Source organism: Streptomyces sp. Act143 (genome assembly GCF_003143935.1).
In the GTDB taxonomy this organism is placed as follows: domain Bacteria; phylum Actinomycetota; class Actinomycetes; order Streptomycetales; family Streptomycetaceae; genus Streptomyces.
On the sequence record NZ_QFRX01000001.1, the window covers coordinates 2003813 to 2018916 of the forward strand.

The 15104-nt window shown below is 71.3% G+C and carries 12 protein-coding genes; 6 read left to right on the forward strand and 6 right to left on the reverse strand.

Annotated elements, in window-relative coordinates:
- The first annotated feature begins 113 nt into the window (after nt 1–113).
- Complete coding sequence (locus DI272_RS08955) at nt 114–1343, forward strand: DUF4185 domain-containing protein (protein WP_109494830.1); 1230 nt, start codon at nt 114–116, stop codon at nt 1341–1343.
- On the opposite strand, the gene DI272_RS08960 is transcribed toward DI272_RS08955, so the two are convergent.
- Nucleotides 1279–2331: a bile acid:sodium symporter family protein gene (locus DI272_RS08960; RefSeq protein WP_181387519.1), complete on the reverse strand. Its 1053-nt coding sequence runs from the start codon at nt 2329–2331 to the stop codon at nt 1279–1281. The genes DI272_RS08955 and DI272_RS08960 overlap by 65 nt on opposite strands.
- A 125-nt stretch (nt 2332–2456) precedes the next feature.
- On the opposite strand from DI272_RS08960, the gene DI272_RS08965 reads away from it, so the two are divergent.
- The gene (locus tag DI272_RS08965; RefSeq protein ID WP_109494831.1) at nt 2457–3320 is read left to right on the forward strand and encodes a LysR substrate-binding domain-containing protein; all 864 of its coding nucleotides are present in this window, start codon (nt 2457–2459) and stop codon (nt 3318–3320) included.
- Here DI272_RS08965 and DI272_RS08970 read toward each other — a convergent pair.
- Nucleotides 3317–4306, reverse strand: coding sequence for an Lrp/AsnC family transcriptional regulator (locus DI272_RS08970; RefSeq protein ID WP_109494832.1), 990 nt, complete (start codon nt 4304–4306; stop codon nt 3317–3319). The genes DI272_RS08965 and DI272_RS08970 overlap by 4 nt on opposite strands.
- A gap of 109 nt (nt 4307–4415) precedes the next feature.
- Between DI272_RS08970 and DI272_RS08975 the strand changes: the two genes are divergently transcribed.
- The 3 genes from DI272_RS08975 (at nt 4416) to DI272_RS08985 (ending at nt 8940) form a co-directional block, all read left to right on the forward strand.
- Complete coding sequence (locus DI272_RS08975; RefSeq protein ID WP_109494833.1) at nt 4416–5915, forward strand: MFS transporter; 1500 nt, start codon at nt 4416–4418, stop codon at nt 5913–5915.
- Nucleotides 5916–6157: 242 nt separating this feature from the next.
- On the forward strand, nt 6158–7984 hold the full coding sequence (locus tag DI272_RS08980) for a long-chain fatty acid--CoA ligase (RefSeq protein ID WP_109494834.1): 1827 nt from the start codon (nt 6158–6160) through the stop codon (nt 7982–7984).
- 119 nt (nt 7985–8103) lie between these two features.
- Complete coding sequence (locus DI272_RS08985) at nt 8104–8940, forward strand: aldo/keto reductase (protein WP_109494835.1); 837 nt, start codon at nt 8104–8106, stop codon at nt 8938–8940.
- A 48-nt stretch (nt 8941–8988) separates the two neighbouring features.
- On the opposite strand, the gene DI272_RS08990 is transcribed toward DI272_RS08985, so the two are convergent.
- From DI272_RS08990 to DI272_RS09005, 4 genes are all read right to left on the reverse strand, one after another.
- Nucleotides 8989–9966: a DMT family transporter gene (locus tag DI272_RS08990; RefSeq protein ID WP_109494836.1), complete on the reverse strand. Its 978-nt coding sequence runs from the start codon at nt 9964–9966 to the stop codon at nt 8989–8991.
- Between the two features lie 114 nt (nt 9967–10080).
- Nucleotides 10081–10782, reverse strand: coding sequence for an SDR family oxidoreductase (locus tag DI272_RS08995; RefSeq protein ID WP_109494837.1), 702 nt, complete (start codon nt 10780–10782; stop codon nt 10081–10083).
- A 77-nt stretch (nt 10783–10859) separates the two neighbouring features.
- The gene (locus DI272_RS09000) at nt 10860–11762 is read right to left on the reverse strand and encodes a trans-aconitate 2-methyltransferase (protein ID WP_109494838.1); all 903 of its coding nucleotides are present in this window, start codon (nt 11760–11762) and stop codon (nt 10860–10862) included.
- A gap of 232 nt (nt 11763–11994) precedes the next feature.
- Nucleotides 11995–13725: a glycoside hydrolase family 6 protein gene (locus tag DI272_RS09005; RefSeq protein ID WP_109500748.1), complete on the reverse strand. Its 1731-nt coding sequence runs from the start codon at nt 13723–13725 to the stop codon at nt 11995–11997.
- Between the two features lie 860 nt (nt 13726–14585).
- On the opposite strand from DI272_RS09005, the gene DI272_RS45185 reads away from it, so the two are divergent.
- Nucleotides 14586–15104, forward strand: a 519-nt coding sequence (locus DI272_RS45185; protein WP_258314496.1) for a cellulose-binding domain-containing protein, incomplete at its 3' end; no start/stop codon positions are given.

Consider the following 15104-nt stretch of genomic DNA (forward strand, 5'->3'; position numbering starts at 1 on the left):
CAGCACCGTGCGGGCCGGGACGACGGCGGCTTTGCGCCATCGGCGCCCCGGCGCGGATCACGGGCCCCGACGGCCCATGGACCAGGTGCGCGGCAGCCACTAACGTCCCGTGGGTGCCCGACGACGTACGAGCACGACAGCGGACGGGAACGGGGCTCGGTCTGGTGCTGGCCCTGGTTCTCGGGGCCGTGCTGCTCACGTCCCGTCCCGAGGACGAGGACCGGCCGGACGCGGGCGGCTGCACCCCGCGTACCGTCGCCTCGTGGTCGGCGGACGAGGGGCTCACGTCCGAGTTCGCCCGGTACGGCGACGACGCGAGCCGCGCCGACGACTGGACCGGCGGCGACGGCACCCACTCGGTGCGGCTGCCGGACGGGCGGGTGCTGTGGCTGTTCTCGGACACCTATCTCGGCCAGGTGTACCCCCCGCCCAATCCGGTCGGCGAGTCCTTCGCCTGGCGGGACACGGCGGCGCCGCTGGTGCGGAACTCCGCGGTGCTGATGCGCGGCGGCCGGCTGGAGAGCACGCTGCCGGCGCCGCTGTTCCCCGACCCCGGGCCGGACCAGTGGCGGTGGCCGGTGGCGGCCCGGGTCGAACCCCGGTCACCGGGCTCGGCGGAGCAGGTCCTGCGGGTGGTGCTGTGGGTGCGGACGGCGGCAGCCGCGCCGTGGATCTACGGGACGCCCACGGCCACCGAGGTCGCCACCCTCTCCCTGCCCGGGCTGCGGGTCGAGTCGATCGCCAAGGTGCTGGACCAGCAGCTGGTGCCGGACCCGTCCCGGCGGGTGCTGTTCGGCACGACGCTCGTCGAGCGGGACGGCTGGACCTACGTCTTCGGCGGCGACGACGGCCAGGCCGTCTCCCGGCCGGTGTCGTCGGCGTACGTGGCACGGGTGCCGGACGGCAGGCTCGGGGAGCCGGGGGCGTGGCAGTACTGGGACGGCTCCGACTGGCGGGCGGCGGCGAAACCGGCCGCGGTGCTCGGGAACGAGCGCAGCCGGACCGGGGTGGGCAGCGCCTTCTCGGTCACCCGAGCGGGCGGCACGTACGTGCTGTTCACGATGGCGGCGGGGACGCGGGGGCTGACGACCGTCACCTCGTACTGGGCGTGCTCACCGAGCGGGCCCTGGCACGGTCCGGCCAAGGACTTCAGCCCCGGGCTGCCGGACGGGCAGGTGGCGGCCTACAACCCGCAGGTCCATCCCGCGCTCGGCGACGGACGGCTGGTGCTCAGTTACGACGTGAACTGGCTGGAGCCGTCCGCCGCGGCGGCGCAGCTCAACCAGAACGTGTCGCTGTACCGACCGCGGTTCGTGACCCTGCGGCTGAAGCCGGGGACGTGATGCCGGGCTCGGGGTCGTGGGAGCGGCGCTTGGCGATGACCGCGCACACCATCAGCTGCATCTGGTGGAAGAGCATCAGCGGCAGCACGGCGAGCGAGGCGTGCGCGCCGAACAGGACGCTCGCCATGGGCAGTCCGGAGGCGAGGGACTTCTTGGAGCCGGCGAACTGGATGGCGATCCGGTCCTCGCGGTCGAAGCGCAGCGCCTTGGCGCCGTACCAGGTCAGCGCGAGCATCACGGCGAGCAGGACGGCCTCGACGGCGAGCAGCCCGGCCAGCCGGAGCGGGCTGACCTGGTGCCAGATGCCCTGGACCATGCCCTCGCTGAACGCCGTGTAGACGACCAGGAGGATCGAGCCCCGGTCGACCAGACCGAGGACCTTCTTGTGCCGGGCGACGAAACCTCCGATCCAGCGCCGCAGCAACTGCCCCGCGACGAACGGCACCAGCAGCTGGAGCACGATCTTGACCAGCGAGTCGGCGGAGAAGCCGCCGGCGCTGCTGCCGAGCAGGGCGGCGGCGAGCAGCGGTGTGATGACGATGCCGACCAGGGAGGAGAAGGACCCGGCGCAGATCGCGGCGGGCACGTTGCCGCGGGCCATGGAGGTGAAGGCGATCGAGGACTGGATCGTCGACGGGACGAGGGTGAGGAAGAGCAGGCCCTGGTAGAGGGGCTGGGTCAGCAGCACGGGGACGAGCCCACGGGCCGCCGTGCCGAGCAGCGGGAAGATCACGAACGTGCAGGCGAGGACCGTGAGGTGCAGGCGCCAGTGCTTGAGGCCGTCGAGGGCCTCGCGGGTGGAAAGGCGGGCGCCGTACAGGAAGAAGAGGAAGGCGATGGCGGCCGTGGAGGCGCCGGAGGCCACGTCCGCACCCGTGCCGCGGGCCGGGAGCAGGGCGGCGAGGCCCACCGTCCCGAGGAGCAGCAGGATGTACGGGTCGATCGGCAGCCGACTCGGCCAGCGCAGGCGTTTCACGGTGCTCCACATACTCGTCGTGCTCTCGGCGGTACCGGGGCCGTGGGGTCCCCCCTCCATCGTCCTCCTCCTCGCCTCGATCGGGAATCCGGCATACCGCTCTGACTGTCATCACGTTCCGCGATAGCCTGCCGCCCATGTACGACCCGTCCCAGTTGCGTACGTTCCTGGCCGTGGCGCAGACCCTGAGTTTCACCCAGGCCGCCCGGCGGCTCGGGCTGCGCCAGTCGACCGTCAGCCAGCACGTCCGGCGACTGGAGGAGGCGGCCGGGCGGCAGTTGTTCTCCCGGGACACCCACTCGGTGGAGCTGACGGAGGACGGCGAGGCGATGCTCGGCTTCGCGCGCCGCATCCTGGAGGTGCACGAGCAGGCGTCGGCGTTCTTCACGGGTACCCGGCTGCGCGGCCGGCTGCGCTTCGGCGCGTCGGAGGACTTCGTGCTGACCCGGCTGCCGGAGATCCTGGAGCGCTTCCGGCACGACCACCCGGAGGTCGACCTGGAGCTGACGGTGGAGCTCTCCGGCACCCTGCACGAGCAGTTGGCGGCCGGGAAGCTCGATCTTGTCCTCGCCAAGCGGCGGCCGGAGGACCCGCGCGGTGAACTGGTCTGGCACGACCGCCTGGTGTGGATCGGCGCGGAGCGGCTGCGCCTCGACCCGGACCGCCCGGTACCGCTGATCGCGTACCCGCCGCCGGGCATCACCCGGGCGCTCGCCCTGGAGGCGCTGGAGCGGCAGGGGCGTGAGTGGCGGATCGCGTGCACGAGCGGCAGCCTCAGCGGCCTGGTCGCGGCGGCCCGGGCCGGGCTGGGTGTGATGGCCCATGTCCGGGGCCTGATCCCCCCGGGCCTGGTGCGGGTGCCGGACCGCTTCGGCCTGCCGGAACTGGGCCGCGTCGACTTCGTCCTGGTCCACGGCCACCGCCGCACGGCGGCGCAGGGCGCTGCGGACGCCCTGGCGGCGATGGTCCTGAGCAGCGGGGACCGGCTGCACCGCGGCTAGCCGCGGTGCAGGCGGGGGTACGTCAGCTGCTTGACCCGGCGCAGGAACGGCGACGTCTCCACGTGCTGGACGCCTTCCAGCCGCCCCAGGGGCCCGCTCAGGTAGGCGTAGAGGTCGGCGGCGCCGCGGACGACGGCGGTGGCGAGGATGTTGGAGGGACCCGCCGTCGCGGCGGCGTGGGCGATCTGGTCGTGGGCGGCGAGAGCCTGTCCGACGGTGTGCAGGGCGGCCGGAGTGGTGGTGATCCACAAGGTGGCGGCGAGCGGATACCCGATGGTCGCGGAGTCGTACTCCACGTCGATGTAGACGGCTCCGGACGCGAGCAGCGCGCCCAGCCGGCGTTTCACCACGGACTCGGAGCGGCCCGTGGCGCGCTGGAGTTCGGGGTAGGTGGCGCGTCCGTCGCGTTCCAGGGCGGCTACGAGCGGCTCGTCCTCGGGGTCGATTCGGGCCGGGGCGCAGGCAGCATCGGCAGGGCCGGGGCGCAGGCGCGCCTTCTCGTCGTCGGTGAGCAGACGGAACTTGCGCGTCCAGCCGCGCGGTCCGCCTTCGAAGCGGTGCAGCTGCTGGTACGCGCGGATCTCCAGGACGCGCGGCGTGCGGGTCAGTCTGCCGAGCAGCAGGTCGTCACGGTCGCCCGCGTTGCGCGGGCGGGTGCCGAAGACGACTTCGGTACCGCCGGAGGCGATCCCGATCCAGCTGGTGTCGGGCCGCCGGGCGAGCGCGTCGGCGATGGCCTGCGCACTGTCGGGGACGCAGCGCAGGCGCAGGGTCCACTGGTCCTGCCCGAGGCGCTCGGCGTCGCGGACGGCCACGATCCGCAGCCCCGCCTCCGCGCACAGCTTGCGGTAGCGCCGTGCGACGGTCTGGTCGGAGACGCCGAGCACCGCGCCGAGCCGGCTGAAGGACGCCCGGGCGTTCACCTCCAGGGCCGCCAGCAGGCGCAGGTCGAGAGTATCCAGTGTGTCGGATTCCAGCGTCTGCATGGCTGCTCCTGTCGGATTTCGTCGAACGGGTGGCTTCCTTCACCCCGATCCGCCGCATCGAGCCCATCGTACGGAGTCACGCACATCCCACGGACAAGGAGTTGAGGACATGCGTACATGGGGGCCGCTGACGGCGGCATGTCTGGCCACGTTCATGCTGTTGCTGGACGTGACGATCGCGATCGTCGCGCTGCCGGACATGGCCGCGGCGCTGCACGCGTCGCTGAGCGATCTGCAGTGGGTGATGGACGCCTACGCGCTGGCGCTGGCCGCGCTGCTGCTGGGGGTGGGGGCCGCGGCCGACGTGCTCGGGCGGCGGCGGGTGCACGTGACGGGTGTCGTGGTGTTCGCGGGCGCCTCGCTGCTGTGCGGGGTGTCGTCCGGCCCGGCGATGCTGGTCGCCGCCCGGACTGTGCAGGGCGCGGGGGCGGCGGCGGCGCTCGCCACCACGCTGCCGCTGCTGGCGTCGGTCTACCAGGGGCGGCGCATGTCGCTCGCGCTCGGCGTGTGGGGCGCGGTCGGCGGCGCGGCGTCCGCGGTGGGTCCGGTGCTGGGCGGGCTGCTCACGGACGGGCCCGGCTGGCGCTGGATCTTCTACGTCAACCTGCCGGTGAGCGTGGTCGCGGTGTGGCTGACCCTGCGGGCGGTGCCGGAGTCGCGCGGGCGTGCCGGGCGCCGGGTCGACTGGGCTGGAACCGTGACGTTCGCGGCATTCGCGGGCGCCGTGACGTACGGGGCGGTGCGGGCCGGGTCGCACGGCTGGGGTGCCGCGGGCACACTGCTCGCCTTCGCGGGCGCGGTGCTGGCGCTGGTCTGCTTCGTGGTCGCCGAGCGCCGCGTCGCCGATCCGCTGATCGACCCTCGGCTGTTCCTGAAGCCGGCGTTCTCCGGGGTGATGGCGGGCGCGTTCGCGTTCAACGCGGCGGCGTTCGGTGTCCTGGCGTACACCTCGATCTGGCTGCAGACCGTGCTGGGGATGTCGCCGGTGCGCGGCGGACTGGTGTTCCTGTGGCTGTCGTCTGCCGCGTTCGTGGTGGCGGCGGCCGGGGGCCGGCTGCTGCACGGGGTGCCGGCCCGGTTCACCGTCGGGGGCGGGCTGCTGCTGATCGGCGCCGGGCAGTACTGCATGGCGTTCCTGGACGCCGGTTCGACGTCGACCGCCCTCGTACCGGGTCTGCTGCTGGTGGGCGTGGGGACCGGACTGGTGGCGCCGTCGGTCGCGGGGGCCGCGCTGGCGACGGTGGAACGGGAGCGGTCGGGCATGGCGAGCGGTGCGGTGAACACCTTCCGGCAGTTCGGGTTCGCGCTCGGCCTCGCCCTCTTCGGCACGGTGCTGACCTCCCGCATGGCGGACTCGCTGCCGCACGACGCGGCCCACGCGCTCGCGGGCGGCGGGGCCGGGGCGCTGCGCGGTGCCTTCCCGGAGCACACGCTGCGGGCCGCGTTCGCCTCCGGCCTGAACACGGCGGCGGTGACGGCGGGGACGGTCGCGGTGGTCGGCGGAGTGCTGGTCCTGCTCCTGCTCAGGACGTCGGGCACGGCGCGGACAGGTGTGACGGAACCGGCCGCGAAGACGCTGACGGAAGAGACGGCACCACTGCGGAACTGATCATTCCGACAGCGCGGGCCCGGGGTGACCGGGTCGTACAGATTCGGTGGAGATTACGGGTCCGAAACTTACTCAACCGTCAGTTTTCTGTCCGACCCTTCCCCATGTGAGCGCATTTTCCGGCGCTGACCAGCCGCTACTTGAACATCGCTCGATTCCGCACCCCCTCCCGCCCCGTCGGCGGGTGGGGTAGCTTTCACGGCGCTGTGCGGAGCGTCGAACCAATGTCGAGGGAGCGGGGTTTGCGCGAGTTCACCAACCCTCCGTTGGCGTTGGCACCCCCGGTGGGCGGCCTGGCCGACGTGGTGTTCGAATACGCCCAGGAGGACCCCCTGTGCGTGGCGCTGGGCCGCAAGGACGAGTCCGGGCAGTGGCGGGACGTGACCTCGGCCGAGTTCCGCGACGAGGTGCTCGCCCTCGCCAAGGGGCTGCTCGCGCGCGGCATCCGGTTCGGTGACCGGGTCGCGATCGTCTCCCGCACCCGCTACGAGTGGACGCTCTTCGACTTCGCCCTGTGGACGATCGGCGCCCAGGTGGTGCCGGTCTACCCCACCTCGTCGGCGGAGCAGTGCTTCTGGATGCTGTACGACGCCGAGTGCACCGCCGCGATCGTGGAGCACGAGGACCACGCGATGACGATCGCCACCGTCATCGACCGGCTGCCGCGGCTGCGCGAGCTGTGGCAGCTGGACGCGGGCTGTGTGCAGGAGCTCTACGACGCCGGCGCGCACCTCGACGACGACGTGGTGCACCGGCACCGGCAGGCGGTCACCCCGGACTCGGTCGCCACCATCATCTACACCTCCGGCACCACCGGACGCCCCAAGGGCTGTGTCATCTCCCACGGCAACTTCATGTACGAGGCGGACACCGTCATCGCGCGCTGGGAGCCGGTCTTCCACTCCAAGAAGGGCGACGAGGCGGCCACCCTGCTGTTCCTGCCGCTCGCGCACGTCTTCGGCCGGATGGTGCAGGTCGCCGCGATCCGCGGCAGGGTCCGCTTCGGCCACCAGCCGCAGATGAACGCCGCCGCGCTGATGCCCGACCTCGCCGCGTTCAAGCCGACGTTCTTCCTCGGGGTGCCGTACATCTTCGAGAAGGTGTTCAACGCCTCGCGCCGCAAGGCGGAGAAGGAGGGCAAGGCGGGCGCCTTCGAGAAGGCCGTCGACATCGCGGTGAAGTACGCGGACGCCATGGAGGCGAAGGCCTGGGGCATCGGACCGGGGCCCTCGGCGGGGCTGCGCATGCAGCACCAGCTCTTCGACAAGCTCGTCTACTCCAAGATGCGCGCGGCCATGGGCGGGCGCATCAAGCAGGCGATGACCGGCGGCTCGGCCATGGACCGCCGGCTCGGCCTGTTCTTCGCGGGCGCGGGCATCCACATCTACGAGGGGTACGGCCTCACCGAGTCGACGGCCGCCGCCACCGCCAACCCGCCCGAGCGCACCCGCTACGGCACGGTCGGACAGCCCATCCCCGGCATGACCGTGCACATCGCGGACGACGGCGAGATCTGGCTGCGCGGTGACAACGTCTTCCAGGGCTACCTCAACAACCAGAAGGCCACCGACGCCACCCTGCACGACGGCTGGCTCGCCACCGGTGACCTGGGCTCCCTCGACGAGGACGGCTATCTCACCATCACCGGCCGCAAGAAGGAGATCCTGGTCACCTCCGGCGGCAAGAGCGTCTCGCCGGGCCAGTTGGAGGAACGCGTCCGGGACCATCCGCTGGTCTCCCAGTGCATCGTCGTCGGCAACGACCGCCCGTACGTCGCCGCCCTGGTCACCCTCGACCAGGAGGCCGTCGAGCACTGGCTGGCGATGCGCGGCAAACCGCGGATGACGGCGGCCGAACTGGTGCGCGACGCCGATCTGGAGACGGAGGTGCGGCGGGCCGTGGTCGCCGCCAACACCCTGGTCTCGCAGGCCGAGTCGATCCGGACGTTCCGCATCCTGGCGCAGCCGTTCACCGAGGAGCACGGCCTGCTGACGCCGTCGCTGAAGCTGAAGCGGAAGGCCATCGAGAACGCGTACGTCAACGAGGTGGAGGCCCTGTACCGGGCGTGAGAGGAAACAAAGGGACCCTTGGGGCGTTTCGGTGGATTACCCGGTCAGGAATGCATCACGGCTCGTGATCGTTGACGATATGAGTACCACCTGACGACAACCGTAAGGATCAAGAGCTCGTGAGCAGCAAGGTCCCCCCGATCATCCTGAACAACGGCGTCGAGATGCCCCAGCTGGGCTTCGGCGTCTGGCAGGTGCCGGACGACGAGGCGCAGCAGGCGGTCGCGACCGCGCTGGAGGCCGGGTACCGCAGCATCGACACAGCGGCGATCTACGGCAACGAAGAGGGCACCGGCAAGGCCATCACCGCCTCCGGTCTCCCCCGCGAGGACATTTTCGTCACCACCAAGCTCTGGAACGGCGACCAGGGGTACGACGCCACCCTGCGCGCGTTCGACACCTCCCTGGAGAAGCTCGGCCTGGACTACGTGGACCTGTACCTCATCCACTGGCCGCTGCCGGCCCGGGACAAGTACGTCGACACCTACAAGGCGTTCGAGAAGCTCCACGCCGACGGCCGGGTCCGCGCGATCGGCGTCTCCAACTTCCTGCCGGAGCACCTGGAGCGGCTGATCGCGGAGACCTCGGTCATCCCGGCGGTCAACCAGATCGAGCTGCACCCGCACCTGCAGCAGCACGCCTCCCGGGAGTTCCACGCGGAGCAGGGCATCGCCACCGAGGCCTGGTCCCCGCTCGGCCAGGGCAAGGGCCTGCTGGAGGTCCCGGCGATCGTCGCCATCGCCCAGAAGCACGATCGCACCCCGGCCCAGGTCGTCCTGCGCTGGCACCTCCAGCTCGGCAACGTGGTCATCCCCAAGTCGGTGACCCCGTCCCGGATCAAGGAGAACATCGAGGTCTTCGACTTCAGCCTGGACACCGAGGACCTGGCCGCGATCAGCGCCCTCAACGAGGACCGCCGCATCGGCCCGGACCCGGCGACCTTCGACGTCGGCTGAGACCACGCGTGAGGAAGGGCCCGGGCGGAACCACCGCCCGGGCCTTCGTCACGTCCGCCTGCGACTGGTCACCGTGGCGTAGGCACTGACCAGGATCAGGGCGCACCCGCCCCTCCCCCACTGCCTCAAGGGCGTGGGAGGTGCCCCCAGAGCGAGCGTCGGCCGCTCCCCCAGCACACCCGCGCCCAGCAGCAGCGCGCCGACCGGCGTGAGCAGCAGCAGGACCGCGCCGACGTGGCTCGGCAGATGCGGGGAGTTGAGGGCGACGAGCAGCCAGCCGATCATGCCGCTGCTGACCGCCGCCACCGCCAGCCAGCCCAGGGCGACGCCGGGCGGGGTGAGGTCGAGGGCGCCCCAGGCCCAGCCGCCGAGGGCGGAGAAGACGGTGGCGGAGACCACCACAACGGTGTACGTCGTCACGACGTGGCCCTGGAAGCCGCCGCGGCGCAGCAGGAACAGGAAGCCCGAGTAGCTCAGGGCGGCGAGCACGGCGTGCACGGTGCCCGCCGCCGGGTCGCTGCCGCTCGCGCCCTGCTCGAACAGCCCGCCGGTGAGCACCACGCCCGCGATCAGCACCGGCAGCCACAGCAGGAAGCGGCGCGGCACATGCTCCCGGTCCACCGCCCAGGCCAGCAGCGGCACCAGCACGACCTGCACATTGACCAGCACGGTCGACAGCCCGGCCCCCACCTCGGTGATGGCCTTCGACCACAGCAGCATGTCCCCCGCGAACAGCGCCCCGCCCGCGACCCCGTACAGCAGTTGCCGCCGGGGCGGCGGGCCCTCGCGGCGGTGCTCCGGCAGGGACAGCAGCACCAGCACGGGCACACAGAGCAGACAGCGGTACACGGACGCCGTACCGGCCTCCGCTTCGGACAGTTCGATGCAGACCGGCGACAGGGACAGCACCACCGCCGCGACCGTCTGTCCCGCGCGCGGCCCGCCAGGGAGCCGGGCCGTGAGCGGCTGGTCCCGGGCGGCGTCGGTGCTGGTCCCGGTGCGGGTGCCGGTGCCGGTGCGTGCCATGGTGCGGAATCCTTCCGCCGGATACGTCGGACGCCGGGGATACGACGAACACGGTGATCGCCCGACTACCCGCGCACCGGCGGTCCATGCATCGGCCACCGACCCGCGCGGGGGTCAGTTGGGCTGCCCGATCGGCCGTACGACGACCGTGTTGACGTCGACTCCCTCGGGCTGCCGGATGGCCCACACGATCGAGTCGGCGAGCTGGTCGGCGGTGAGGAGATGACCGGGCGGGAAGCTGCCGTAGCCGTCCCAGAACGGGGTCTCCACCCGGCCGGGGGCGATCAGGGTGACGCCGATGCCCCACTCCGTGACCTGGCGCCGGGTGTTCTCGGCGAGACCGGTCACCGCCCACTTGGTCGCCCCGTAGATGTTGCCCGGCGTGGGCACGAACCCGGCGACGCTGCCGACCAGCACGATCCGCCCGCGGGTCTCCTTCAGCGCGTCGACGGAGGCACGGATCAGCAGCGCCGGGCCGAGCACGTTGGTCAGCACCATCGAGGTCCAGCCGGCCGGGTCGCCGTCGGCGACCGAGTCGTGGGTGGCGGTGCCGGCGTTGGCGACGACGGTGTCCAGCCGCCCGAACTCCTTGACGGTACGGTCGACCGCCGACCGCACACTGTCGTAGTCGGCGGCGTCACCGGCGAGCGTCAACAGGCCCTCGGGGTTGCCGAGTTCCTCGGCGAAGCCGCGCAGCCGCCGCTCGCCGCGGCCGGTGACGGTGACCCGGTGCCCGGCGTCGAGCAGCTGCCGCGCGACCGCGGCACCGATGCCGCTGCCGCCGCCGGTGATGAGTGCGACCGGAGAGTCGGTCATGGCTTCCCCCTGTCCTCGGTGAACGCCAGGCAGTAGATCACTTGGAGCGTTCTCGAAGTCAAGGGCGCCGACGTGGGTCAGACCGGCCGGACAGCCGTGTGCACGGTGCGGGCGGTCAGGACGAACAGGTCCGGCCGGTGGTGCAGGCTCGCCTTGTCGTCCGGGTCGACGAGCCGGTCGAGGGTGGCGCGGTCGTCGGCGTCGAGGCGCTCGCTGAGGACGTCCCGCATCCGGGTGAAGGCGGTGACGGCACACCTGCGGGCCCGGTCGGTGGTCGGGGCGGGCAGGTCCAGCAGGAAGCTGCGGCTGCCGGTCGGCCTCAGCCCCACGGAGGTCATCAGCGCGGGCCAGTCCTCGATCTCGGCGACCGCACCCGGCAGCGCGGCCCGCATCTCCGTGAACCACTCCTCGTGCACCGCGTCGAGCCGGGACTGCAGCCCGGGGCGGCCGATGCCGATGTCCCGCGGCAGATACCGGGTGGGCAGGCCGCCCTCCAGCAGCGCCAGCGTCCCGCCGGGCGCGAGCCGCTCCGCGAACGCGGCCAGCGCCGCCTTCTGGTCGCCGAGGTGGTGCAGGCTCCAGCTGGCCCACAGCAGGTCGGCCGGGTAGTCCAAGTCGTCGAGAACGCCGGGCAGTTCACCGGCGAGCGTGCCGAAGCGGTCCGCGACGCCGAGCCGCCCCGCCCGGTCCCGGGCCCGTTCGAGCAACGGCTCGGAGCCGTCCACGGCGACGACCCGGGCACCGGGGAAGGTGTCGGCGAGCAGACAGGAGACGACTCCTGGCCCGCTGCCCGCGTCGACGACCAGCCCTGGTTCGGTCTGCCGCTTGGCCAGCCAGGCCATCGCGTGCTCGTACAGGGGTGTGTACAGCTCGGCCTGGTCCTCCAGCATCGGGGCCATCTCGGCCCAGTCGATGTCGGTGTGGTCGTGGTGGTGCCCGTGCGGGGCCGGCTGGTGCTGGTGATCGTGGTCGTGCGCCATGGGGGTCAGCCTCTCGTCCGTGTGGGGCCAGCGTGCGCCGACGCACCGCGGGGAGGCCAGTGCCGTTGCCGGGACGGCAAAAAACGGGGGCGGAACCATTCACCGGCGGAAGGGACGGTCCGCCGGGGCCCGTCAGTACGGAACTGACGGACCCCGGCGGCCGTCGACGTCCTCCAGGGGCGCGGGTGACTGCGCGCTCGACGACACGCGACGCGCAGTCACCGACGCACCGTTACGACAGCGGCGGGTAGGCGTTCTGCATCAGCTGCTGGAACTGCGCGGAGAACCAGTGCCCCGACAGCGGGGCGTTCGGCAGCGCGCCGGACATGCTGTTCCCGTTCCGCGGGTTGCCCGTGTACGTCGGGTCGCACATCCGGTCGAAGCCCTTGCCCTCGTCGTTCGGGATGGCCGAGCTCGCACCGTCGGACTCCCCCGGCGGCTTGATCCACACGTAGGCGTCGATCCCGGCCGCGGGGCTGGCCTGCGGCCGCTCACCGAGACCCGCTCCGGACTGGTTGCACCAGTTGCCGACGTGGATGCGGCGGTCGTAGCGACCACCGTCGACATAGGTGTCCACGCTGGTCGTCGCGCCCGGCCCGGTGGGCCGCGCCGTACCGCCCCAGCCGTTGCGGGAGGTGTCGATCAGCATGCCGATGTTCGAGTTGAAGCCGGCCGAGACCAGCTGGTTGCGGAACGCCTGGGCGTACGACAGTTCGTCGGTGTACCGGTTCCAGTCGACCCACTTGGACTCGCGGACCGATTTGCCGGCGACGGTGTCGTTGATGCTGAAGTTGTTCTCCTTCAGGGCGCTGTAGTTGGCCGTGTTGGTGATGAAGCCGTGCACGTCGTCGACGGTGGCGCCCTCGGTGGTGGCCGCCTCCTTCATGATGGCCGCGCTGGGGGCGAAGTTGTCGTCCCAGCCGAGCCAGCCGTGGTGACCGGCGTCGACGTAGTTGTAGACGTTGGGCACGTCACCGAGCTTGTTGAGGGCGTAGCCGACGCCCTTCTGGTAGTTGCCGTTGGCCTTCATCACGTCGCACTGCGGGGTGGCCGTCGCACGGCTGCCGGTGTTGGTGACGAGGTTGGGCAGCGAGTCGATCTCGACGGTGGTGACGATGCGCAGCGAGGCGTACTTGGGGTCGGCGAAGGTCGCGGCGATCGGGTCGATGTACTGCGTCTTGTACTTGTCGATCTCCGTCGGGCCGAGCTCGCCGTTGGAGGCGAGGGCGGAGCAGTCCCGGCCGGGCAGGTTGTAGATCACGAACTGGACGACGAGTTCGCCGGAGCCCTTCTGCCGCAGCGCCTCGTCGAGGTGGTCGCGCAGGCTCATGCCGCCGTTCACGCCGTTGATGGCGGCGATCCGGTCCAGCCACACGCCGGTCGGCTGGTTGGAGACGCGGGTGCCGCCGGGTTCCGCGGCGGCGTGCGCGGACCACTCCGGGTTCACGTACACCTTGGCGCCGCTGTACGGGTTGTCGACCCGGGTGCCGGTGCCGGGATCGGTGGGATCGGTGGGGTCGGTCGGGTCCGTGGGGTCGGTGCCGCCGTCGACGTTGCAGGTCACGCCGTCGAGGGTGAAGGTGGCCGGGACCGCGTTGGTGCCGCTGTAAGTGCCCTGGAAGCCGAAGCTGGTCGAACCGCCGGTGGCGAGCGCGCCGTTGTAGCTCTCGTTGAGCGCGGTGACGGCCGTGCCGCTCTGGCTGACCTTGGCGTTCCAGCCGTTGGTGACCTTCTGGTTGCCGGCGTACGACCACTTCAGTGACCAGCTCGACTTGGCGGCGCTGTTGTTGGTGATCGTCACGTTGGCGGTGAAGCCGGTGCCCCAGTCGTTCTGCACCTGGTAGTCGACGGTGCAGGGAACGGCGGAGATGCCGACGTCTCCGGGGACGACGGCGAGGGCCGTCCCGGAGGCCCCGGCGACCAGCGCCAGGGCAGCGAGGAGCGCGGTTCTCGTACGACTCATGAGTGCGGGTTTCCTTCTCGGTTGCGGGTGTTGACCGTTCAGGGCGCGCAGGTGATCACGCAGCCCGATGCCGTACGACGTGGGGGTACCGTCGTAACCGGTGATCAGGGAGGGACCGGAGGAGCGGTCCCAGGTGTTCCAGGTCCAGCCCGGACAGAACAGGCCGGGGCGTCGGTGTCATCGCCGATCTCCCCGGCGAGAAGAGGTCCAGTGCCCGAGCCGGCACTCCTCGCTCAAGGGAATGCGGACCGCCCCGGATGCCGCGTCCCTGAACGCACATGAACTCGCCGCCGGAACGGTTGACGCCGAGCAGACGACGGGTGGTGCCGTTGAGCTTGAACGCCGTCGGCGCGGGGTTGCTCCCCGACAGGGTGCCGAGGAACCCGGCGCCGACGCCCGTGGCTCACGGCTGCCGTGCTGTCGGTGATCCTCGCGGCACCTTGGGAGCCGGTTTCCCACTGGCTGGTGACGGAGTGCTCCGCCGTGCACGCGGGGGTGGCTCCCGACGCCGTGACCACCGGCGCGACCACGGTGCCCTCGGGGGCGGTCGCGGCTGCGCCGGCAAGTAAAAGACCTGAACGCGGTCCTGAACGCGGGGGGTGTCGCATGAGCGAGTCCTTGCAGACCGGGCGCGTCGGGGCGGACGCGTCGACTGATGGAATCGCTCCCACTGGTGCCAGAGAAGCTAGCGCCAAGTCACGTTAAAGAAAAGAGCGTTCACTTGACTTTTCCTCAACCACATTCATCGAATCTTTTCGACTCTTCAAGCACCTTGACCCTTCACACCACCTTCCCCACTATGGGAGCGCTCCCACTGGTTCAAGCCTTGACTTCTCCGAGCCGCAAGGAGGAACCAGCACATGCACCCCAGAAGGAGACGCCGGGCAGCCCGGCGCTTCTGGACCGCCGTCGTGGCGGCCCTGGCCCTTCCGCTCACCATGCTCAGTACGGCTTCAACTCCCGCGTCCGCAGCGGCACTTGCCTGCAGTGTCGACTACAAGACCAATGACTGGGGCTCCGGCTTCACCACGGACGTGACGATCACCAACCGTGGAACGGACACCATCAGCGGCTGGACGCTGACGTACGCCTACGCGGGCAACCAGAAGCTCTCCAACGGCTGGAACGGCACCTGGTCCCAGTCCGGGCAGAACATCACGGTGAAGGACGCCGGGTACAACGGGACCATCGCGGCCGGCGCCGCGGTCTCCACCGGCGCGCAGTTCACCTACAGCGGCACCAATGCCGCGCCCACCTCGTTCGCGATCAACGGCACCACGTGCGTCGGCGCCCACCAGCCGCCGATCACGGTGCTGACCAGCCCGGCCGCGGGCGCCGTCTACACCCAGGGCGACGCCGTGCCGCTCGCGGCGACCGCC

What these genes read in the sequence shown, in the direction of transcription:
- DI272_RS08965 (WP_109494831.1), top strand. Translation starts at nt 2,457, where the DNA reads ATGTACGACCCGTCCCAGTTGCGTACGTTCCTGGCCGTGGCGCAGACC.
- DI272_RS09000 (WP_109494838.1), bottom strand. Translation starts at nt 11,762, where the DNA reads ATGGCGCACGACCACGATCACCAGCACCAGCCGGCCCCGCACGGGCAC.
- DI272_RS08995 (WP_109494837.1), bottom strand. Translation starts at nt 10,782, where the DNA reads ATGACCGACTCTCCGGTCGCACTCATCACCGGCGGCGGCAGCGGCATC.
- DI272_RS08970 (WP_109494832.1), bottom strand. Translation starts at nt 4,306, where the DNA reads ATGCAGACGCTGGAATCCGACACACTGGATACTCTCGACCTGCGCCTG.
- DI272_RS08990 (WP_109494836.1), bottom strand. Translation starts at nt 9,966, where the DNA reads ATGGCACGCACCGGCACCGGCACCCGCACCGGGACCAGCACCGACGCC.
- DI272_RS08960 (WP_181387519.1), bottom strand. Translation starts at nt 2,331, where the DNA reads ATGTGGAGCACCGTGAAACGCCTGCGCTGGCCGAGTCGGCTGCCGATC.
- DI272_RS09005 (WP_109500748.1), bottom strand. Translation starts at nt 13,725, where the DNA reads ATGAGTCGTACGAGAACCGCGCTCCTCGCTGCCCTGGCGCTGGTCGCC.
- DI272_RS08975 (WP_109494833.1), top strand. Translation starts at nt 4,416, where the DNA reads ATGCGTACATGGGGGCCGCTGACGGCGGCATGTCTGGCCACGTTCATG.